Annotated in this window: 15 protein-coding genes; 9 read left to right on the top strand and 6 right to left on the bottom strand. The window is 31.4% G+C overall.

Annotated elements, in window-relative coordinates; genetic code table 11:
* Positions 1-49 precede the first annotated feature (49 nt).
* From hemE to kcuS, 3 genes are all read left to right on the top strand, one after another.
* Positions 50-1,066, top strand: coding sequence for a uroporphyrinogen decarboxylase (hemE, locus tag PF021_RS04155; protein ID WP_271021161.1), 1,017 nt, complete (start codon positions 50-52; stop codon positions 1,064-1,066).
* 124 nt (positions 1,067-1,190) lie between these two features.
* Positions 1,191-3,350, top strand: coding sequence for a carbon starvation CstA family protein (locus PF021_RS04150; RefSeq protein ID WP_271021160.1), 2,160 nt, complete (start codon positions 1,191-1,193; stop codon positions 3,348-3,350).
* Positions 3,322-3,540: a KCU-star family selenoprotein gene (kcuS, locus tag PF021_RS04145; RefSeq protein WP_271021159.1), complete on the top strand. Its 219-nt coding sequence runs from the start codon at positions 3,322-3,324 to the stop codon at positions 3,538-3,540. Before PF021_RS04150 ends, kcuS begins: the two co-directional genes overlap by 29 nt.
* A 34-nt stretch (positions 3,541-3,574) precedes the next feature.
* On the opposite strand, the gene PF021_RS04140 is transcribed toward kcuS, so the two are convergent.
* From PF021_RS04140 to PF021_RS04125, 4 genes are all read right to left on the bottom strand, one after another.
* Complete coding sequence (locus PF021_RS04140) at positions 3,575-4,771, bottom strand: glycosyltransferase family 2 protein (RefSeq protein WP_271021158.1); 1,197 nt, start codon at positions 4,769-4,771, stop codon at positions 3,575-3,577.
* Positions 4,772-4,843: 72 nt separating this feature from the next.
* A complete protein-coding gene (locus PF021_RS04135; protein ID WP_271021157.1) occupies positions 4,844-6,091 on the bottom strand; it encodes a TolC family protein in 1,248 nt (415 codons plus the stop codon).
* A complete protein-coding gene (locus PF021_RS04130; RefSeq protein WP_271021156.1) occupies positions 6,054-9,203 on the bottom strand; it encodes an efflux RND transporter permease subunit in 3,150 nt (1,049 codons plus the stop codon). The genes PF021_RS04135 and PF021_RS04130 overlap by 38 nt, the downstream gene beginning before the upstream one ends.
* Positions 9,200-10,246 (bottom strand): efflux RND transporter periplasmic adaptor subunit, encoded by a 1,047-nt coding sequence (locus tag PF021_RS04125; protein ID WP_271021155.1) that lies wholly within the window; start codon positions 10,244-10,246, stop codon positions 9,200-9,202. Before PF021_RS04125 ends, PF021_RS04130 begins: the two co-directional genes overlap by 4 nt.
* A 372-nt stretch (positions 10,247-10,618) precedes the next feature.
* Here PF021_RS04125 and PF021_RS04120 point away from each other — a divergent pair, with 372 nt between their 5' ends.
* The 5 genes from PF021_RS04120 to PF021_RS04100 all read left to right on the top strand — a co-directional run bounded on the left by PF021_RS04120 (position 10,619) and on the right by PF021_RS04100 (position 16,750).
* A complete protein-coding gene (locus PF021_RS04120) occupies positions 10,619-12,607 on the top strand; it encodes an STT3 domain-containing protein (RefSeq protein WP_271021154.1) in 1,989 nt (662 codons plus the stop codon).
* A gap of 2 nt (positions 12,608-12,609) precedes the next feature.
* Positions 12,610-13,089, top strand: coding sequence for a cyclic pyranopterin monophosphate synthase MoaC (gene moaC / locus PF021_RS04115; RefSeq protein ID WP_271021153.1), 480 nt, complete (start codon positions 12,610-12,612; stop codon positions 13,087-13,089).
* Positions 13,090-13,243: 154 nt separating this feature from the next.
* Positions 13,244-14,491: a sulfite:cytochrome c oxidoreductase molybdopterin oxidoreductase subunit gene (gene sorA, locus PF021_RS04110; protein ID WP_271021152.1), complete on the top strand. Its 1,248-nt coding sequence runs from the start codon at positions 13,244-13,246 to the stop codon at positions 14,489-14,491.
* A 3-nt stretch (positions 14,492-14,494) separates the two neighbouring features.
* The gene (locus PF021_RS04105; RefSeq protein ID WP_271021151.1) at positions 14,495-14,827 is read left to right on the top strand and encodes a cytochrome C; all 333 of its coding nucleotides are present in this window, start codon (positions 14,495-14,497) and stop codon (positions 14,825-14,827) included.
* A gap of 111 nt (positions 14,828-14,938) precedes the next feature.
* A complete protein-coding gene (locus PF021_RS04100) occupies positions 14,939-16,750 on the top strand; it encodes a PhoX family protein (protein WP_271021150.1) in 1,812 nt (603 codons plus the stop codon).
* A 15-nt stretch (positions 16,751-16,765) separates the two neighbouring features.
* Here the strand turns inward: PF021_RS04100 and PF021_RS04095 are convergent, their stop codons facing one another.
* The gene (locus tag PF021_RS04095) at positions 16,766-17,134 is read right to left on the bottom strand and encodes a heat shock protein transcriptional repressor HspR (protein WP_271021149.1); all 369 of its coding nucleotides are present in this window, start codon (positions 17,132-17,134) and stop codon (positions 16,766-16,768) included.
* A 10-nt stretch (positions 17,135-17,144) separates the two neighbouring features.
* Entirely contained in the window at positions 17,145-18,026 is an 882-nt protein-coding gene (locus tag PF021_RS04090; protein ID WP_271021148.1) for a DnaJ C-terminal domain-containing protein, read from the bottom strand.
* Between the two features lie 101 nt (positions 18,027-18,127).
* Between PF021_RS04090 and PF021_RS04085 the strand changes: the two genes are divergently transcribed.
* A complete protein-coding gene (locus PF021_RS04085) occupies positions 18,128-20,893 on the top strand; it encodes a RecB-like helicase (RefSeq protein WP_271021147.1) in 2,766 nt (921 codons plus the stop codon).
* Positions 20,894-20,895 lie beyond the last annotated feature (2 nt).

Genomic DNA, 20,895 nt, shown 5'->3' with positions numbered 1-20,895 from the left:
ATGCTACTTTGCTTAGATAAAATATGCAAAAATTTAATAAAGGCAGAAAATGATTTTTGTTGATGCATGTTTTGGTAAAGATACTCCATATACTCCTGTGTGGTTTATGAGACAAGCTGGTAGATATTTAAGCGAATATATGGAAGTTAGAAGCAAGGCTGGTGATTTTCTATCTTTGTGTAAGAATCCAGCACTAGCAAGTGAGGTTACTTTGCAACCTGTTGATATTTTAGATGTTGATGCTGCAATTTTATTTAGTGATATTTTGGTGGTTCCTATGGAAATGGGAATGGAGCTTGGATTTTTTAAAGGTGAAGGACCTAAGTTTTCTAAAACAATAGATAGTTTTAGTGATGTTAAATCTTTAAGCTTAGATTCTAGCTCTAGGCTAAATTATGTGTATGATACTATATCTCTAACAAGAGAGAAGTTACACAAAGATAAGGCGTTAATAGGATTCTGCGGTGCTCCATGGACATTGGCTACTTATATGGTAGAAGGTGAGGGGAGCAAAACTTATGCAAAATCAAAAAAGATTCTATATAGCAATAAGGAGTTATTGCATGCATTGTTAGAGAAAATCACCCATAACCTAAAAGAGTATCTAAAGTGCCAAATAAAAGCTGGTGTAAATGCTGTTATGATATTTGATTCTTGGGCTAGCGCATTGGAGTGCGATAGTTATTTTGAGTTTTCTTGGGAGTATTTAAAGGATATTGCACAAGAGATTAAAAAAGAGTATCCACATATTCCTGTGATTTTATTTCCAAAGGGGATTTCTGGCTTTTTAGACAGAATAGATGGAGAGTTTGATGTCTTTGGAGTTGATTGGAGCACACCATTATTACAAGCTAAGAATCTTTTGGGAGATAAATATGTATTGCAAGGCAATTTAGAACCATGCAGAATCTACAATAGAGATTCAATGCTAAGTGGTGCTAAAGAAATACTAGAGATAATGAAAGGCAAAAGACATATATTTAATCTAGGACATGGTATGTTGCCTGATTTGCCAAGAGAAAATGCAATAGAATTAGTGAAGTTTATACACAATTATAAATTCTAATGTTACTATCTTTAACATATTGTTGTATATAGCTTCGAATCATCACAGAATTATGCATGTTACGATTGCTTATTTAATATTACAAATGTATAATATTTTCTCATGCTGATTTAAAGGAGAAAATATGAACAAGATAGCCAGTCATATCTTGTGGGGCATTGTTGCTTTAATTGGTGCGTGGTGTTTTGGAGTTTTAGCACTGCACACTGGAGAGAGCATTTCTGCTATTTGGATTATTGTTGTTGCGGTATGTATCTATTCTATTGGTTATAGATATTATTCAAAGTATATTGCAGAGAAAGTATTAGAGCTTGATGATAATCGTGCTACACCTGCGTTGGTGCAAAATGATGGTAGAGACTTTGTTCCTACAAATAAAATAGTTCTTTTTGGACATCATTTTGCAGCTATTGCTGGAGCAGGACCGCTAGTAGGACCAATTCTAGCGGCTCAAATGGGGTATCTACCTAGTATGATTTGGATTGTTGTTGGTGTTGTGCTGGCTGGTGCAGTACATGATTTTACAGTACTTTTTATCTCAACTAGAAGAAATGGTAAATCTATTGGCGAGATTATAAAGCTTGAACTTGGCAAAGGTGTTGGGAGTATAGCTATGGTTGGGATACTAGGCATTATGATGCTAATTATTGCAATCTTAGCACTTGTTGTTGTAAATGCTTTAGCTGAATCTCCTTGGGGACTTTTTACCATTGCCATGACTATTCCTATTGCTATTTATATGGGGATTCATATGAGATTTTTACGACCGGGCAAGATTGGTGAGGCAAGTATTATTGGCTTTGTCCTTTTGCTTTTGGCACTTTATTATGGTAGATATGTAGCAGAGCACCCTGAGCTTGCAGTAATTTTTACTCTTAGCCCTACTACTCTGACTTACATAATGATAGCTTATGGATTTATTGCTGCAATTTTGCCTGTGTGGTTTCTTTTAGCACCACGCGATTATTTAAGCACATTTTTAAAAATTGGTGTTATTGTGCTTATGGCTGGTGGAATCTTGATTGTAGCACCTGAAGTGCAGTTTGGTAGTGTTACGAAATTCATTGATGGAACTGGACCGGTTTTTAGTGGGCAGTTATTTCCATTTTTATTTATCACCATTGCTTGTGGTGCGATAAGTGGATTCCACGCATTAATCTCAAGTGGAACTACACCTAAAATGCTAGAGAGAGAATCTCATGCAAGAATGGTTGGCTATGGCTCAATGGTAATGGAATCTGCAGTGGCTATTATGGCGTTAATTGCTGCGATTATCTTAACTCCGGGCTTATATTTTGCTATTAATGTTGCACCTGCAGGACTTGGCACAGCAGGAATAAAGGAGGTTAGCGATGCAGCTGTAATTGCAGCACAGACTATTAGCTCTTGGGGCTTTACTATATCGCCTGAAGAAATACTAGGCACTGCAAAGGAAATTGGAGAACCAAGCATATTAAGTAAAACCGGTGGAGCACCTACCTTTGCTATAGGATTAGCTACTATTATCTCACAAGTGCCACTTTTTAATGCTGGTTCAATGGCGTTTTGGTACCACTTTGCGATTTTGTTTGAAGCACTATTTATCCTTACTGCTGTTGATGCTGGGACTCGTGCTGGACGATTTATGGTGCAAGATGTGCTAGGTAATGTATATAAGCCTTTTGGTAATATTCATTCGATATTTTATGGAATCTTAGCTACACTTATTTGTGTGGCTGGTTGGGGATATATTCTCTATCAAGGCGTAACAGACCCACAAGGTGGTATAAAATCATTATGGACACTCTTTGGTGTATCTAATCAAATGTTAGCTGGTATGGCACTTTTAGCAGTTATTGTTGTACTTTTTAAAATGGGTAAAGGCAAACTTGCTTGGGTTGCAATTCTACCTGCTACTTGGGTTTTGGTTAGCACACTTTATGCTGGGACTTTAAAGCTTCTTCCTGCTAATGGTGAGAGAGTGCATGATTCTGTAAGCCATATCGCACTTTGGCAGATTAATTCATCTAAAGCAGATGAAGTATTGGCAAAAATTGTAAATACTAGCGATAAATCTTTAGTGGAAACTATGAATAAAGAAGTAGCTAAATTCCAAACTATCGCAAATAATAATCTTTTAAACGCTATTTTGTGTGCGTTTTTTATGTTTGTAACTATTTTGATTGCTTTAAAGAGTATTCTAATTTGCATTAGATGTGTAAATAATCAAAATACAATCCCATTAGCTGAAAGCCCATATCTAAAGACAAAAGATTATGAAAATCAAGCATTTTCTACGCATTAGCTTTTTAAGATTTGTAAAAATCTATCAAAAATCTGATAGGTTTTTACACTTACTTGTTGGAATGCCAAGCTATGATAAGTATCTAGAACATATGCAAAAACATCATCCAGATAAGATTCCAAAAAGTCAGAAGGAATTCTTCAAAGAAGCAATGGAGAGAAAGTATGGAGCAGGTAGTAGCAAGTGCTGATAAGGCTAAAGCCATAAGTTTATGGATACATAACTTAGCCTTGAGATAATACCTTATCTATATTTTGTGATAGGTTTAAATATTTTTCATTTGTATGCATTAGTATGTGCAATAAATCTCTTTTTTCGTTTTCATCTAGTAATTCTATTATGTATCTATATTGGTTAAGCCAAGTATATAGTAATCTATAATAGCTCTTATTTACCCAGCTATTTACACCACCATTTTCTAAGAATTTATAGATATTTAGATAAATAATTAAGTAACTATAAATTCTATAAGCTCCTCTAATTTTCAAATATGTCAAATCTGGAAATTTATCTCTTACTTTCTGTAAATATGGAGGTAGTTTTTTTGGCATTGGTATTTCTGTCTTTTTGTCTATATAGCTAGTAATTGAGCCTTCTCTTATTCTGTATATATACATCTCATCTTTTAGCATTTTGACTTCCTGTGATAGCATACATAAAATAAGCCCAAAATCATTGTCTTCATGCATTATATTATGAGTGAATCTTAGATTGTATCTATTTAATACTTCTGCTTTAAACCCACCTTGATATGCAAAGTAAAATGAATATCCAGTTCTTTGTAATACTATATGTGCTATTTCCATACCATTTTTATAGTTTTCTACATAGTGGAATTGTTCTGACAACATGTTTTTTATTACTTCGCCTTTTTCGTTTGTTGATTTTACTTGAAAGATTGTTAGTTCAGATTCATTGTCTCTTATGCATTTAGTGGCATTTATATCTATCATATCATCGCTATCTACAAATTGTATGAAATGATCATTTGGCATTTCTTGTAAAAGAATAGAATTTACATTTTCTAAATCTGTTTTTATTAGATTTTTAGAGAATGTGAAGTGCTTATTTAGTGTGTTTATATCTATATTTTTCTTTTGTTTGTTAAAGCTATTTACCTCACTTAGAGTTTGTATGCCTGTTTTTGCCTTTAATGCTTGTTGTAATTTTTCTCTTAGTGGCTTTATAAATTCTAATCCAGCATTCCTAGCACTGCTAAGCCCACCATTTGGTTTGTCTATTATAATTATTCTAGAATCTTGTTTTGCATATTGCATTGCTATTTTTAGACTATTATCAGTGCTTCCGTCATTTACTAAGATTAACTCAAAGTCTTTGTAACTTTGATTTATAATTGAATCTAAACATTCTTTGAGATAATTTTCTACATTATAGATAGGGACTATTATTGAGTGATTCATGCCTTAACCTTAAAAATTTTTAGCATTAAATCAAAAAAAAAAAGAAAAAAAACAAATTAAATTTCGAAAAATTTATTTAAAAGATACTAGTTTGCTTTGTGTTATCCTCTCTATTTCAGCTAAGCTTTGAATTATTGCATATCTATTTAGCACAACATTGCTTCTAGCTTCTGTTAGTAAATATTCTGCGTCTAAAAAATCACTAGTGCTCATAATTCTAGCTTTATATCTATTTTTTGAGATTCTGTAATTTTCTTCTGCCTGTGTTAGTGCTACTTTTGATACTTCATAGGCATTTAATGCTAGATTATAATTTTCTATTGCATTAAATAGTTGCAACTCAAGCTCTTCTATTAAATTAGCCCTTTGTGATGTAAAAGCCATTTTGTTTGTTTTAGCAGATTCTAAATTATATTTATCGCTAAGACCATTAAATATATTTATGCTAACTTGAAGCTGTATCGTGCTTTCATTATTGATATTTTTAGAGTTTTTGAGATTATCACTATTTGTGTATTCTCCTATTAGGTTTAAATCTGGTAAAAACTCTCCTCTTGCACTTTTTATATTGCTATCTTTGCTTTGTATTATATTATCTAGGTATAAAATTTCAGCTCTTTTTTCCAGCATTATGGATTTTAATTTCTCTTCTACTAGCGTTGGCGTGTGTAGTTGTAGTTCATTTATATCATCTAAATTTATTTTGATTCTTGTATATCTCTCTAGAGTTTTTATGTAATAATTTAGCATACTTTGTGCAGAAAGTAGGTTTTGTATTGCTTTATTTAGCTCTACTTCAACTGCTAGAAGGTCATTTTTAGGTATGAATCCTACTCTATAAAACTCCGCACTTTCTCTTTTTTGCTCCTCTAGTAAGTCTTTTGATTGTTTTGCGACTATTACACTTTGCTTTTGTCGCAGGATATTTATATATGCACTCTTTACTAGTAGGATAATATCTTCAGTTGTGCTTTGTAGGTAATATTTTTGAGCTTCATAGAGATATTTTTGTGATTTTGTATTATAAAAATCGCTAAAGCCATTAAATAAATTGTATTGAATATTTGCTCCAAATGAATCTGTGGTGTTTTGGTTGTAATTGTTTTTTCTATTTGATGTAGTTTGTCCATAGGTTATATTTAAACTTGGATAGAATTTGCCTTGTGAGCTTTTATAGTTATATTTTGTTTCATTTAATATGTGTTCTTGTTCTTTTATGCTGTGGTTTGCAATTAGTGCTAAGTCTATAGCTTTTTGCATACTTAGTGCATATAAGTTGGTGCTAGTTAGAAGAGCTAGAAATATTAGTAATTTTTGCATGTTTTAGTTCCTTTTTTATAAAAAATGATAAAAGACAAGGTATAACAAATAATGTTAGAAATGTAGAGAGTGTAAGTCCGCCAAGTATAACTGCTCCAAGTCCTCTATATATCTCACTACCAGCACCCGGCACAAGCACAAGAGGAAGCATGCCAAATAGAGAGGTAAGGGTGCTCATATAAATTGGACGAATCCTAACTCTAACTGCATTTATTATTGCTTGATGTGGGTCAAATCCATATAATCTTATATTGTGCAACGATTGATACACTATTAAAATGGCGTTATTTACTACGATTCCTACTAGAATTATAAAGCCAAGCATTGTTAGTATGTCTAGTGGCTGATTTGCTATTAATAAATTCACAAGCCACAACCCAAGCACACCTCCACCAACAGCAAGTGGCACGGTAAATAAAATTATAAAAGGATATACAAAGTCTTCATATAAAGCTGCCATTAATAGATAGATAATAAACACAGCAAGTAAGAATCCTCCCTCTAAGGCTAGTCTTATTTTTGTTAGTTGGTCTGCACTTCCGCTTAGTGTTATTTTGTTTTCTCCAAAAGATCCATTATCTTGTATTGTCTTTATAACATCGCCTTGTATTCTCTCCATAGCTTCTTGTATGGTTATATTTGGTGGCGGGCTTACTTGAAGTGTGACGGTTCTATCTCTCTCTAAATGTCTTATTTCGTTTATGCCATATTCTATTTTTTGAATTGCTAGTGATGATATAGGCAAAATCCCACTTTGTGGAGTGTAGATTGAAGCTTGATATAATTCTTCTGGAGAGGTTATTTGAGATTCTTGTGTTTTTAAGACTAAATCTATTTTTTCTCTACCTTCTTCTTTGTATTCTGATATTTTTCTGCCGTCCATTAGCACATCAATAGCAATTCCAAAACTCCTTGCATCTAATCCGACAGCTTTTAGCCTATCAGAATTTGGATACAAGTTTAGCTCTGGGAAGAGTAATTCTAAACTTGGTCTAGGTATTATTTGTGTCCCATTGCCAAATGTATCATAAATTATTTTTTGCATTGAAATTGCAGTTGCTACTATATTTTCTAAATTTGTGCCACTTATATCTACATCAATGCTTCTTCCTTGTCCTCCTCTTCTCTCAAAGATACCTGTTTGTGTTGCAAATCCGCTAACTCCCGGTATTTGTGCCATGCAAGATCTAGCAAGAGGTATTAACTCTCCAGCCCTGCTAATCTCTGTGCTCCTTAGTCCAAATTGCATAAATGTTTCACTTCCTAAATAGAACATATTATCAATTGGCGGAATCTTATTTGTACCTTGATAACCATTGTAATAGAAATAATTACTCAAGCATAAAAATAAGTCGTTGCCTATTTTTTGTCTCTCATTATATGATAGTCCGGGTGGTGGGTTTAGGGTGCTTATTACGAAGTTTTGATTGCCTTGTGGGAGGTATTCCATTTTTGGAAACAAAAAGTAACTAAAAGCAAATGATATTAGAGTTAGACTAAGTATGGTTGTTATTTTGTTTTTTGTGCTTTGCATTGATTTTTCTACAAATTTCATAACAAAATCCACAAATCTAAATCCAAAATTAACAATCATCTTTGATAGCTCTTTTAGTTTTTTGTTTTCTATTTGTTTTTTAAAGTTTAATTTGCTTGCCTGATAGCTGAGTGTAGGTATAACCATGATTGAGACAAAAAGTGAGAATAGCACAGCACTACTAGCTGCTATTGCTATGTCTCTAAAGAGTTGTCCTGCTTCTTCTTGCATGTTTATAATTGGTATAAAAATAGCAATAGTAGTTAGAACAGAAGCAATTAGCCCACCTATTACTTCGCTAGTGCCATCGCTTACTGCATTTATGAAGTCTTTGCCCATTTTTCTATGTCTGTCTATATTTTCTAGCACAACAATTGCAGAATCTACAAGCATACCAACTGCAAAAGAGATTCCAGCAAGTGAAACTACATTAAGCGTTCTATCTAGAGCTGCCATGATTATAAAAGTGCCAAAGATACTAAGTGGCATAGCAACTGCAATTATCAGCGTAGAAGTAATTGACCTTAAAAATATAAATAGCATACAACAAGCCAAAATTGCACCTACCATGATATTGCCCTTTACTAGTGCTATTGCTTGTTCTATGTAGCCTCTTTGGTCATTCATCCATTCTAATCTCAAGCCTTCTTTTTGTAAGATTCCAGCATTTAGCTCATTAAATACCTTTTCTACTTCATTAGTTAGTGTTAGAACATTTGCATCAGCATTTGGCTTTATTGATATATTTAATGCTTCTTGTCCATTGTATAAAGAAGCTGTAGTTTTGTTTTCAAAACCTTCTTTAACTTCAGCAATATCGCTAATTTTTATTCTTTTTAATCCATCGCTCCATATTATAGTATCAGCTATCATTTGTGGGGTTTTGTATTCTGCTGTGGTTCTTACTCTATATGATTTTCTACCATAATTCATAGTTCCAGCAGATATATTTACATTTTCTTTCTCTAATGCGTTTATAATATCATCAATAGTTAAATCAAAGGCTGCTAACTTTTTGTAATCTAATACAATATGAATCTCTCTATCGTCTCCACCGGGGAAAAATACTTCAGCAACTCCATCGATTCTTTCGAAATATTGAATAATTTTTTCGTTAAAGAAAGTCCTATATTCTCGGACATTTTTATTATCGCTAACAAGCATCATTCTAACAACAGGAGATGTATCATCCCCAGTGGCTCTAATAATTGGTCTATCCATATCATCAGGATAACCCTTTACTTCATCTAGTTTATTGCTTACATTTAGCATAGCTTCAGTTAGGTTTGTGCCTATTTCAAACTCTAAAATTATATTACCGCGACTATTTCTTGACCTAGATTCAAGGGTAACTAGACTATCTATTCCTTTTAGTGCTTGTTCTTGTCTTTCTATTATTTCTCTTTCTATCTCATATGGAGTAGCACCATTCCAGGTAGTTGATATTGAAATTACAGGTCTTGTTACTTTTGGTGTTAGCTGATATGGCATTGTGCTTAGGCTTAAAGAGCCAAACAATACTAATAGTATCATTCCTACGATAACTACTACTGGTCTATTTATTAATGTTTTTATCAATTTTTACCCTCTTGCTCTTTTATTTCTTGCCCATCTTTTAATCTTTCATGTCCTTGAGTTATTACTTTATCATCTATGTTTATAGGTTCTTCTAGTGGTGTAATTGAGGCATATAGCCCTTCATAGCCATTTATTTTTATTTCCACTTGTTTTGCTTTATTGTCTTTAGCTATAAATATTACATAACTTGTTTTGCCATCTTTATATATAGGGATAATTGAATCTCTTGCTACAAAGAGTGCTTTTTGTTTATCTGATATATTTAAGCTTACTCTAACTTCAAGTCCTTCTATTAGTTCTCCATTTTCATCATCTATTGCTAATTTTATTGGAAATGTTCTAGCTTTGGAATCTCCAAGAGGTATCAAGGCTAGAACTTTTGCTTTGTAATTCTTGTTTGCTATTTGTGTATCTACTATATCTCCTACTTTTAGCGAACGCAATATCTCAAAAGGCACTTCAATACTTGCTTCTAGTGGCGATAATTTAGCTATATTAAATATACTATCACCATTTCCAACCCATTCTCCTTGCTTTAGTAGTTTTTGCAACACAACCCCATCATATGGTGCTTTAATTGTTTTCTTTTCTTTTTGTGTTTTTAAGTATCCTAAATTTGCAGCTATTGAATCTGTATTACCTTCTTGGGCTTGCAGATTATATAGTGCATCTTCATATTCTTTATAAGCTATTGAATTGCTTTTATATAAAGATTCATACCTTTGAAATTCTTTTTTTGTCTTTTTTAGTAGTGCTTCACCTTGTTTTAGTAATGCTTGTTGAGAATTTATTTCTTTTGTTAATAAATCACTATTTAGTCTTGCTAGAGGTTCTCCTTTTTTGATTTTATCTCCCTCATTTACATATATCTCATCTATTATGCCGGATAATTCTGAAGCAAGAGAGGATCTATCGCTAAAATACAAAGTTCCTATGTAGTTGTAGTTTGAGTTTAGCACACCACTTTTTATTGACTCTGTTACGACCAGAGTAGTTGCGTGTATGTTTGATAATATCATAAACAAAATAGTTGCTATTCTCATTTTAATTTAACACCTTTGAAATAAAATTTGCAAATTGTATATAAAAAATGTTAACTATAAGTGAAATCTTTTAAACTATATAGAGTTGTTATTATAATTTTGGTGCTACTTTTAGGAATTTAATAATTAAAGTTGAGGAGGATGAGATTTATGTAAGTAGCACCAAAAAAGAAAACGATGAACTTTAAACTGATCTAATTCTTTACAAATTGTAAGAAAAAGACAATAGAATTTTAACTTTTTTAGCTTAAATTTTGATTAAAATTGTATTTTAGTTTCGAATTTATACATGATTTTTTATAGAATATTATTTTTTTAATGTTTTATAGATTATATTTATAATAAAAAGAATGTTTAGTAAGGTAGCATTTTATGTTAAATAAAAATATTGTTTTGATAGTCTGTGCTTATTTTGTATGTGTTATTTTTAGGTTTTATTATCCTTTTAGTATATACGGAATCAACGAATTTATGTGGAATGACACCTTTATACTAAATACAAATGATGCATATTTTTATGCAGAGGGCACTAGGGATATAATGGAGGGTATTAAAAATACGAATCTATCTCCAACCTATGAGATATTATCCATAATTACGGCTTTTTTAGCACAAGTGTTACATATTGATATAGATGTTTTAATGTTTTATTTGCCTGGTTTTGTTGGGTCTTTAGTTGTTTTTCCTGTTGTAATTAGTCTTTATTTTTATGGCGGTTTTAATATTTTTATTAGTTTGTTTTGTGGGGTTTTAAGTGGAATAGGCGTTAGCTATTACAATAGAACAATGTTTGGCTACTATGATACTGATATGCTTGTTATTGTTTTATTGTTATTTATTGCCATGTTTATTTTAAGGTATTTATATAGAAACACTTTATGTAGCATTTTTGCTGTTTTATTACTTAGTTTATTTGCACTTACATATTATCATTCATTAGTTTATGTGCTTTTTGGTTTTTTGCTTGTTTTGTTTTTCTTTAAAAGAAGTGTTTCATTAGAGATTTTGTGTATAAGTTATGCTAGTTTTCTTGTGTTATATGAGATGTTTGGAGTTTATGTTTCATTATTTTCTTTATTTTTGCCATTTGTAATGTATATAGATAGAAGGTATGTAGCTTATATTTTTTATTTTGTTTTATTTGTATTTGTGATATTTGTGGCTTATAATTTGTTGCCTTCTGTGCTTGGTAGTGCATACTTTAATAAAGATAGTATAGTAAGTAATAGCATTTTTCATTATTTTGGTGTTATAAATACCATATCAGAGACTTCAAATATTGATTTTTCCACATTTGCTTATAGAGTTAGTGGTGGAATCTTTTGGTTTATTATTGGTTGTCTTGGACTTATTTTATTGTTCTTTAAAAAAAGAGAGTTTTTGATTTTTCTACCATTTGTTATTTTTGGATTCTTTTCTTATTTTAAAGGGCTTAGGTTTAGCATTTATAGTGTTAGTGTTTTTGCTGTTGGTGTTGGATATTTTCTTGTATTTGTTTTAGAGTATATAAAATCACACAAAACTATATCTACAATAATTGGTATATTGTATGCCTTTGTAGCACTTTTTCCACATGTTATGCACATTAGGAGCTATATTATTCCACCAGTGCTAAATAATAGCGAAGTTAGAATCTTAAATGAGATTCCTAGTGAAATTGGAGATTATGCTATTTCTTGGTGGGATTATGGATATATAATTAGATATTATTCAAAATTAAACACAATAATCGATGGTGGGATTCATGAAGGACATAGTAATTATCCAGTAAGTTTGATACTTAGCGGAGATAGCGAGAATCTAAGCTATAACTTATCAAAAATTTTGCCCGATATGAGCTTTGAAGAGTTTTTAAAAAAAAATAACTACACTCCAAATAAAGCTATAGAAGCACTAGAAAGTCCAAGCTTTAGATATGAAACTTCTAAGAATATTTATATTATCTTGCCATTAAGAATGCTAAATATTTTCCCTGCTGTAAGTAGCTTTAGCAAAATCAATATAACAAGCGGAGAGACTTTTAAGCTAGGTGTTTTTATGCTATCTCAAGTTTATATTGATAATAAGGCATATTTTAAAAATGGTATCAAACTAGATGTTGTAAGTGGATATTTAACTTTAAATGGAGATGTAATACAAGTTGGAGAAATTATTAATTTAAAAAGCAACTCTAAAAAAATCTTAACAGATTCAAAACTAGTAGCAATAATACTAAAAGATAATAGGGCATTAGTGTGTGATAGGGAGTATTTGGATAGTTTTTATTTTAAGGCTGTATTGTTTAAGAATCTAGATTCAAGGCTATTTAAAGAAGTGCTTAGCAATGATAGTATAATTGTGTATAAAGTAAATAAAGGATAGAAATGCAACTAACTCACTTAGATAATAATAATAATCCAAACATGGTAGATGTATCAAATAAAGATAATACAAATAGAGAAGCAGTAGCTAGAGGCAAAATCACAATGAGCAAAGAAGCCTTTAGTGCAGTAGTGGAGCTAAAAACAAAAAAGGGACCAGTAATACAAACTGCAATTATCGCTGCAATAATGGGTGCTAAGAGGACTTCAGAGCTTATTCCAATGTGCCACCCTCTATATCTAACCTCTGTGAAATGCAATATAGAAGAGATAGAGAGTGAAAATTCATTTATCTTAGAAGTAAGGGCAAAGACAAATGGACAGACAGGTGTTGAAATGGAAGCGTTAATGGGAGTAAATATAGGACTTTTGACAATTTATGATATGGTTAAGGCAATCGATAAGACAATGGTGCTTAGTGATATATACTTGCTCAAAAAAAGTGGTGGTAAAAGTGGAGAATACAAAAGAGAGGGCTATTAGTTTAAAAGTAAAATTTTAATAATTTTATATAAAACTCGTAATTATCGATATATCAAGCTTATATAGCAATAAATAAAGAAAAAATATTTTTATCTTTTTTAACATTTAATTACATAAACTTATGTTTTTAACATAAATAAATTTGGAGTATTAAATGTCTAAAAAGATTACAAACATTGAGTTACAAGACAAAGAGAGGAGAGGTTTTTTCTCTAAAGTTGGTATTGCATTGCTTGGAATTAGTGCTATGCCATTGTTTAATAGCTTTGGCGGTAGTGTAGCACTAGCAAATGAACTACCAGCTTATAGACTAAAAGATAAGAAGAATCTAAAATATCATGGAGAAAGACCACTAACTGCAGAAACAGAAGTGTATGCGTTAGATTCTGATTTTACTAAACCTGAAAACTTCTTTATAAGAAACAATGGTGTGCCACCTTCAATGGATAAGATTAAAGAAAGAGTAAAAAATGGTTGGACACTTGAAGTAAGTGGGGAGAGTGTAAAGGACGCTAAGACTTATACTTTAGATGAGTTAAAAAGTAAGTTTAAGCACTATACTTATGCACTTACTTTAGAGTGTGGTGGTAATGGTAGAGGTGAAGTAATACCTAGCACAAAAGGGACACAATGGGGCTATGGTGCTGTTGCATGTGGTAGATGGACTGGTGTTAGGGTTAGGGATATTTTAGAGGATTGCGGTATCAAAGATGATGCTGTGTATATCGGATACTATGGTGTTGATACAAAGCTTACTGGAGAAGAGGTTGCACCAATTAGTAGAGGTGTGCCACTAAAAAAAGCATTACAAGATGAAACGCTTATAGCATGGGAATATGAAGGTAAAGATATACCTTGGGTTAATGGGTATCCTTTAAGATTAGTATGTGGTGGATATCCTGCTAGTGCTAGTGGGAAGTGGCTATCTAAGATTGTAGTTAGAGATAAGATTCATGATGGCGAGAAAATGGCTACTTCATATAAGATTCCAGTAGAGCCTGTAAGACCTGGAGACTTTAATTATAAAGGCGAAATGAAAATAATTGAATCTATGCCTGTTAAGTCAATTATTACAAACATTAAAAATGATACGAAGTTTAAAGCAAATAAGAATTTCGAAGTTAGAGGCAAGGCTTGGGCAGGTGAGTTAGAGGTAAATGAAGTTTATGTAAGTGTTGATTATGGTGTTACTTGGATTAAAGCTAATGTAGAAAAGCCTATAAATAGACTTGCATGGCAAAAATGGAGCACAAAAATCAAGCTTCCAACAAAAGGATATTATGAGATATGGGCTAGAGCAGTAGATAGCGAGGGTAAAAGTCAGCCTATGGTTCTAGCACAATGGAATCCAAATGGTTATTTAAATAATTCATGTCATAGAGTAAGTGTAGTAGGGGTGTAAGAAATGTTTAAAAAATTATTTGTATTTTTGTTTTTGAGTATTTCTTGTTTGTTTGCAGAATATAAGATAAATCCTGACAATGGTCTTATTATAGACACCAATGTTGAGCTAGTTGAAAATCATTGTCTCGCGTGTCATAACTCTGGGCTTATTGTAAATATGAATGCAAATAGAGATGCATGGATAGCTGCTATTAGATGGATGCAAGAGAGCGAAGGCTTATGGGAGATTCCTGCTGAAGATGAAAGTAAGCTACTTGATTATTTAGTAAAGCATTATGGGGAAAAATATAACACAAGAAGACGACTTCCTTTACCTATATTGATGCAAAAATAAAATACAAACACCATTTTGGTGTTTGTATTTTTTTGGATATTTTTCTCATTTTTTACAGCTCTTTTACACATTTCTTTTAGAATCCTTTTAATCTACTTTAAAAGGATATAAATGCAAAGACGAAATTTTATGAAAATTCTTGGAGTATCGACTGCTTCTTTATCTTATGCTAGTTTTTTTGGTGCATCAATTCTTAATGCTAAGGAAAACAAACTGCTAGGATTTGAATCAATAGATATAAATACAAAAGATATAGTAGTAGTTCCAAAGGATTATGAGGTAAAGCCACTAATTAGTTGGGGAGATCCATTGTTTTCTAGTGCAAAAGAGTTTGATGAATCAAAAATTATAAATGAAGATTCAATTAATAATGCAACTTTAACATTTGGTGATAATACAGATGGAATGTCTGTGTTTGAATTAAGTGAGGATTCATATATTATGTGTGTAAATAATGAGTATATTAATCCAGAGCATATGTTTAATCATAATGACAAAAACATGACTTTAGATGATGTAAGATATGAGCAAAATTCGCTTGGAGTTAGTATTTTTGAGATTAAAAAAGATAAAAATGGGGATTTTAACATTGTAAAAGATTCTAAATATAATCGCAGAATCACAGCCCATACACCTATGGAAGTTAGCACATTAAGAGGGTTTGATAGAATAAAAACTAAAGATGATAAAAATGGAGAGAGAATACTAGGAACTATAAATAATTGTGCAAATGGCAAAACCCCATGGGGGACATATCTTGCTTGTGAAGAGAATTTTGATGATTTTTTTGGTTCTAGCAATAAGAAGTTAGAGTTAAACGAAAGTGAGAAAAGATATGGAGTTGGTGTAGATAGTGTTTATAAATGGGAGCTTGATTCTAGATTTGATATATCAAAAAATAGAAATGAGCCAAATAGGTTTGGCTATGTAGTAGAAATAGATCCTTACAATCCTAATTCAACACCTATTAAGCGTTGTGCATTGGGAAGATTCAAGCATGAAAATGCAGAAGTGTTGATAAATAAAGATAGTCATGTTGTTGTATATATGGGCGATGATGAGGCAAATGAGTTTATTTATAAATTTGTATCTAAAAATAAATTTGATAGCAAAAACAATAAAAATAACAGGAATCTTTTAGAAAGCGGAACTTTGTATGTGGCTAAATTTACAAATGGTAAAAATGAGCTAGAAGGGACTGGTGAATGGATAGAATTAAGCTATGGCAAAAATGGACTAACTAAGGAGAATGGATTTTTTTCTTACGAAGATATTTTGATAGATACTAGACTTGCAGCCAGTTTTGTGGGTGCTACACCTATGGATAGACCAGAGTGGATTGTGGCTGATAATAATAGTAGATTTGTATATGCGACATTAACAAACAATACAAAGAGAACAGAAGCTGGTGCTGCAAACCCAAGGGTAAAAAATCAGTATGGACATATAATAAGATGGTGGCATAAAGATAATAATCATAACTCAACTAAATTTAAGTGGGATATTTTTCTTCTTGCAGGAAATCCGATGCAATATCCAAATGATCTAAGAAAAGGAACTAGCAATATAACTAAAGATAATATGTTTAATAGTCCAGATGGTTTGGCATTTGATAAGTTTGGTAGATTATGGATTGAAACTGATGGTAAGTATAGTAATGAAGGTGATTTTCTAGGAATGGGGAATAATCAACTATTGTGTGCCAATCCAAATACAGGAGAAGTTAGGAGATTCTTAAGTGGTCCTATTGGTTGTGAGATTACTGGTATAGCATTTTCAAAAGATTATAAAACAATGTTTATTGGCATTCAGCATCCGGGAGAAAATTTGCTTCCAAGTCATTATCCAAATGGTGGAGATTCAACTCCAAGAAGCACAATTGTTCAAATAAGGCATAAAAATGGAAATGTAATAGGAAGCTAGGAATGAAAAACACTTTTAGTGTTTTTCAAATATGATTACTTCATAAGAGCTTTGTTTTTTGGCTATTGATTTACTTGGTTGATTATTTTTTAGCTTTTCTATTATTACTTTCATTTCTTCTATTTCTCTATCTTGGTCATCTAGTCTATCTTTTAGTCGTAAGATTATATCTACACCTGCTAGATTCACGCCCAAATCACGCGTTAGCCTTAGTATTGTCTTTATTTTATCAATATCTCTTTGTGAATATAGACGCATTTTTCCATCGGTCCTACCCGGCTCTATAAGACCCTCTCTTTCGTATTGTCTTAATGTTTGTGGGTGTATGCTTAATATCTTTGCTACGACGCTTATTAGATACATTGGTTCATCATATCCATACATTTCTCTCTCCTTATAGATATTTTTCTAGCGATTCTACCAATTCTTTAGGCATAGATTCGATACTTGGTAGAATTATGTTTGCTTCTAAGAATAAATCACCTTTGGTATTTGTTTTTCTATTTAATACTCCTAATTCCTTTACTCTAAACTTTTGACCATTTTTTGTGTTTTGTGGGACTTTTAGAGTGATTGTTTTATATAGTGTTTCTATTTCTACCTTACCACCAAATAATGCACTCTTAAGCGGTATATCAAATGTTTTTTCTAAATTATCACCATTTTGTCTGTATTCTGGGTGTGGGCTTACGCTTACTTTTAATAACAAATCCCCACTTCTGCCATTTGCACTATTTCCTTTACCCCTTAGTCTTATTGTTTCATTATTTTTTATTCCGGCTGGTATTTTTATATTTAGCTCATTTCCGCGAAGATTAATGCTATGCTTCCCACCAAGAACTGCAGTTGTAAATGGTATTGTTATATTTGCATTTACATCTAAGTTTGGGGTAAATCCACCAAAAGAGCTAAAACCATCTCCAAAGCCTCCACCAAAGCCTCCACCAAAGCCACTTCCAAATCCAGCTCCAAAGCCTCCTTTGCCAAAAATTTGACTTAAAATATCATCTAAATTGGCACTTCCTTGTCCTCTAGCAAAGTCGTGGAAATTCTGTCCTCCAAACATTGAATCTCCAAATTGATCATATTGCTTTCTTTTTTTCTCATCACTTAGAATTTCATAAGCAGCATTTATTTCTTTGAATTTTTCTTCAGCACCTTTTTCTTTGTTTATATCTGGGTGATATTTTCGTGCTAATCTTCTATAAGACTTTTTAATTTCGTCTGCACTTGCATTTTGTGAGACTTCTAATGTATCATATAAACTTTTAGACATAAAATCCTCTTTAAATAACTTTTAGTTTATTATATTATAAAAGTTTAGTATAAGTCAATCAAGTTATTTATTATAAATCATGTTTGTATGAAGGAGAATTTGTGAAAGACCCATTGTTATCACTTAGTGCATCTGCTGGTAGTGGGAAGACATATCGTCTTGTTTTAAGATATTTGGAATTGTTGTTTTTAGGTGAGAATCCTTCTAATATTCTTACTCTTACATTTACCAAAAAAGCAGCTAAGGAAATGGAAGAAAAGATAGAGAAAACATTGTTTTTAATGAGTATTGGAAAATGTGATAGTAATATTATTAACTATATTGAGTCTAATTATAATATAAAAGTTAAAGATACTATTAGCAATATTTATCAGAGATATTTAGAAGCAGATACAAAAATTATGACTATAGATTCCTTTTTTCAAAGAATCTTAAAAAATTTCTGTTGGTATATCGGTGTCATGCATGATTTTGAGATAAAGAGGGAAGATATAGAAAAAATAAAATTAATAATGCTTGAAAATTTTGAATCTAGTTATGTTAATTTTGATTTGCTTGAGTTTTGCTATAACGAAAAAATAAGCATAAATGAGATTGTTGCTATATGTATTTTCTTGGATTTTTACAAAGAATCTTTAAGTGAAGATTTGTTTTTAAAAACACAAATACAAGACATTGATAATCTAAAAAATGAAGCCATGATATATGCAAGAAATATCCAAGAATCTTATATGTCTTATAAGGGTAAGCTATGTAAGGCATTAGAATTTAAAGACTATGATGAAATGCTAAATAAAGGTAAAACTTGGCTTTTAAAAGATTCCCTTAATGATTATAGGGATTTTTCAAAAGTAGTATTTAATAGTAATGATTTTGTGTGTTTGAAAGATAGGATAAAAGAAGTTTTTTTAAATGAGGAATCTAAATATTTAAGAGATATTTATACTATATTTCAAGTGTTTTTAGATTCTAAGCTTAGATATTATAGGGCTACAAATACCCTTAGTTTCGGTGGTATGGCTTCAAGTGTATATGAATTATTATTAAAACAAAAAATAGATAAGGAGTTTTTGTATTTTAGGCTAGATTGTAATATTAATCATATCTTAATAGACGAATTCCAAGATACTAGCTTGTTGCAATATGAAATCTTAGAACCTCTAATTAATGAGATAAAATCAGGCATTGGCACAAAGAAATTTTTAAGAAGCTTTTTTTATGTTGGAGATGTGAAGCAGTCTATTTATAGGTTTAGAGGTGGTAAACCGGAGATTTTTGACTTTGCAAGTAGCAGAATGAAAAAGGAGAAATTAAGCGATAATTATAGAAGCACAAAGGAAGTTGTGAGCTTTGTAAATGATGTGTTTTGCAATGTGCTACCAAACTTCACTCCTCAAAATGCTATAAGTAATGAAGCAGGATATGTTTGTGTTAGAAAATGTGGGGATATTAAGCTTGGAGTATATAAAAGCATTTGCACTCTTTTGGAAAATGGAGCATTGGAGAGTGATATTGCAATTTTGGTGTTTGATAACAAGTCAGTTGTATCTTTAGAATCTTTTTTAAAAGAAAAGGGTCTAAAGTTAGTAATAGATACTAGCGAGAGACTTATTTCTCATAATGAAGTTAGAGCATTAATTGAATCTTTAAAGTATTTACATTTCAACAATGATATTTATCTAAGGGCCTTTTATTCTCTTTTGGGATTGGAATATAGCTTAGATGAATTTAATAATATTGACATTACAAAAGAGCCTTCAAATATCATATATAAGATAATGAGTAAGTTTGAAATTGGAAGTTTAAGTGCTAAGAGATTTTTGGAGTATTCTTTATCTTTTGATACGCTAGATGAGATATTAGATGATGTTGAGAGTTTGGATAGTGAGATTGTATCTAGTGATTTGGTTGGTATTAGGATTATGACTATACATAAGTCAAAAGGTTTGGAGTTTCCTCATGTGATAATCATGGATAAAGAGGGCAATAAAGGCGTAAATACGGATAAGCTACTACTATCTTCTAAAGATGGGATAAATATAGATAGGATATACAAAAAAAGCAAAAGCACTATTAATAATATAAGAATCTCTTTAGATTCGGACTACAAAAATGCCATAGATAATGAATTAAAAATGGAATTAGATGATTTAAAAAATCAGCTATATGTGGCTTTTACAAGAGCTAAGAGAAGTATGCACATAATGCTTGATAAAGAAAAAGAGGATAAAGATATAGGAATTTCAATACTTAAGCTAGATGAGTGTGAAATAGGAGACTATAAATTATGCATACAAAATAGTAGCACAACAAAGCTGCAAGATGAAAAGAGAGTAATTTTGCCAAACAATAAAAGAATCTTGCATGATTTAGGTAGGCAAATAGATGTGCAAACAATAGAGAAAGTAGATGAAGATAACACTAATTTCAACTTAGAATCCACATTATATGGGGTTGCATTTCATTATTGTATGGAGCAAAAAATTAATAATAACATACAAGATTCTATACTTTTTGAGATTTTAAAAAACAAGCATGGAATCTACCTAAAAGATAGTGTAATAAATGAAATTATTGAATCTTGTAATTTATCTTTAAAAAATGAAAAGTTTAATGAAATTTTACACAAAGGGGTAGTAAAATGCGAAATCCCTTTTTTGTCTAATGGAAAACAAAAACGCTTAGATTTATTGGTTGTTGGAGATAATGAAGCTTTTATAGTTGATTATAAAAGTGGAGCTGCAAACCCTAAGCATATAGAACAAGTGCAAGAGTATAAGCACTATGTTGGTGAGATGTTGAATCGTAAAATATATGGATATATATTTTATACAAAAGGCAATGGGAAATTAGTTGAAGTAATATAGGG

This window comes from Helicobacter ibis (genome assembly GCF_027859255.1).
In the GTDB taxonomy this organism is placed as follows: domain Bacteria; phylum Campylobacterota; class Campylobacteria; order Campylobacterales; family Helicobacteraceae; genus Helicobacter_D; species Helicobacter_D ibis.
The sequence above is the reverse complement of the archived record's forward strand: the minus strand, read 5'-3'. Positions and strand labels throughout refer to the sequence as shown.

Excerpts from the sequence above, each read along its gene's own strand:
- hemE (WP_271021161.1), top strand. The coding sequence starts at position 50 with ATGATTTTTGTTGATGCATGTTTTGGTAAAGATACTCCATATACTCCT.
- PF021_RS04150 (WP_271021160.1), top strand. The coding sequence starts at position 1,191 with ATGAACAAGATAGCCAGTCATATCTTGTGGGGCATTGTTGCTTTAATT.
- kcuS (WP_271021159.1), top strand. The coding sequence starts at position 3,322 with ATGAAAATCAAGCATTTTCTACGCATTAGCTTTTTAAGATTTGTAAAA.
- PF021_RS04140 (WP_271021158.1), bottom strand. The coding sequence starts at position 4,771 with ATGAATCACTCAATAATAGTCCCTATCTATAATGTAGAAAATTATCTC.
- PF021_RS04135 (WP_271021157.1), bottom strand. The coding sequence starts at position 6,091 with ATGCAAAAATTACTAATATTTCTAGCTCTTCTAACTAGCACCAACTTA.
- PF021_RS04125 (WP_271021155.1), bottom strand. The coding sequence starts at position 10,246 with ATGAGAATAGCAACTATTTTGTTTATGATATTATCAAACATACACGCA.
- PF021_RS04120 (WP_271021154.1), top strand. The coding sequence starts at position 10,619 with ATGTTAAATAAAAATATTGTTTTGATAGTCTGTGCTTATTTTGTATGT.
- moaC (WP_271021153.1), top strand. The coding sequence starts at position 12,610 with ATGCAACTAACTCACTTAGATAATAATAATAATCCAAACATGGTAGAT.
- sorA (WP_271021152.1), top strand. The coding sequence starts at position 13,244 with ATGTCTAAAAAGATTACAAACATTGAGTTACAAGACAAAGAGAGGAGA.
- PF021_RS04105 (WP_271021151.1), top strand. The coding sequence starts at position 14,495 with ATGTTTAAAAAATTATTTGTATTTTTGTTTTTGAGTATTTCTTGTTTG.
- PF021_RS04100 (WP_271021150.1), top strand. The coding sequence starts at position 14,939 with ATGCAAAGACGAAATTTTATGAAAATTCTTGGAGTATCGACTGCTTCT.
- PF021_RS04095 (WP_271021149.1), bottom strand. The coding sequence starts at position 17,134 with ATGTATGGATATGATGAACCAATGTATCTAATAAGCGTCGTAGCAAAG.
- PF021_RS04090 (WP_271021148.1), bottom strand. The coding sequence starts at position 18,026 with ATGTCTAAAAGTTTATATGATACATTAGAAGTCTCACAAAATGCAAGT.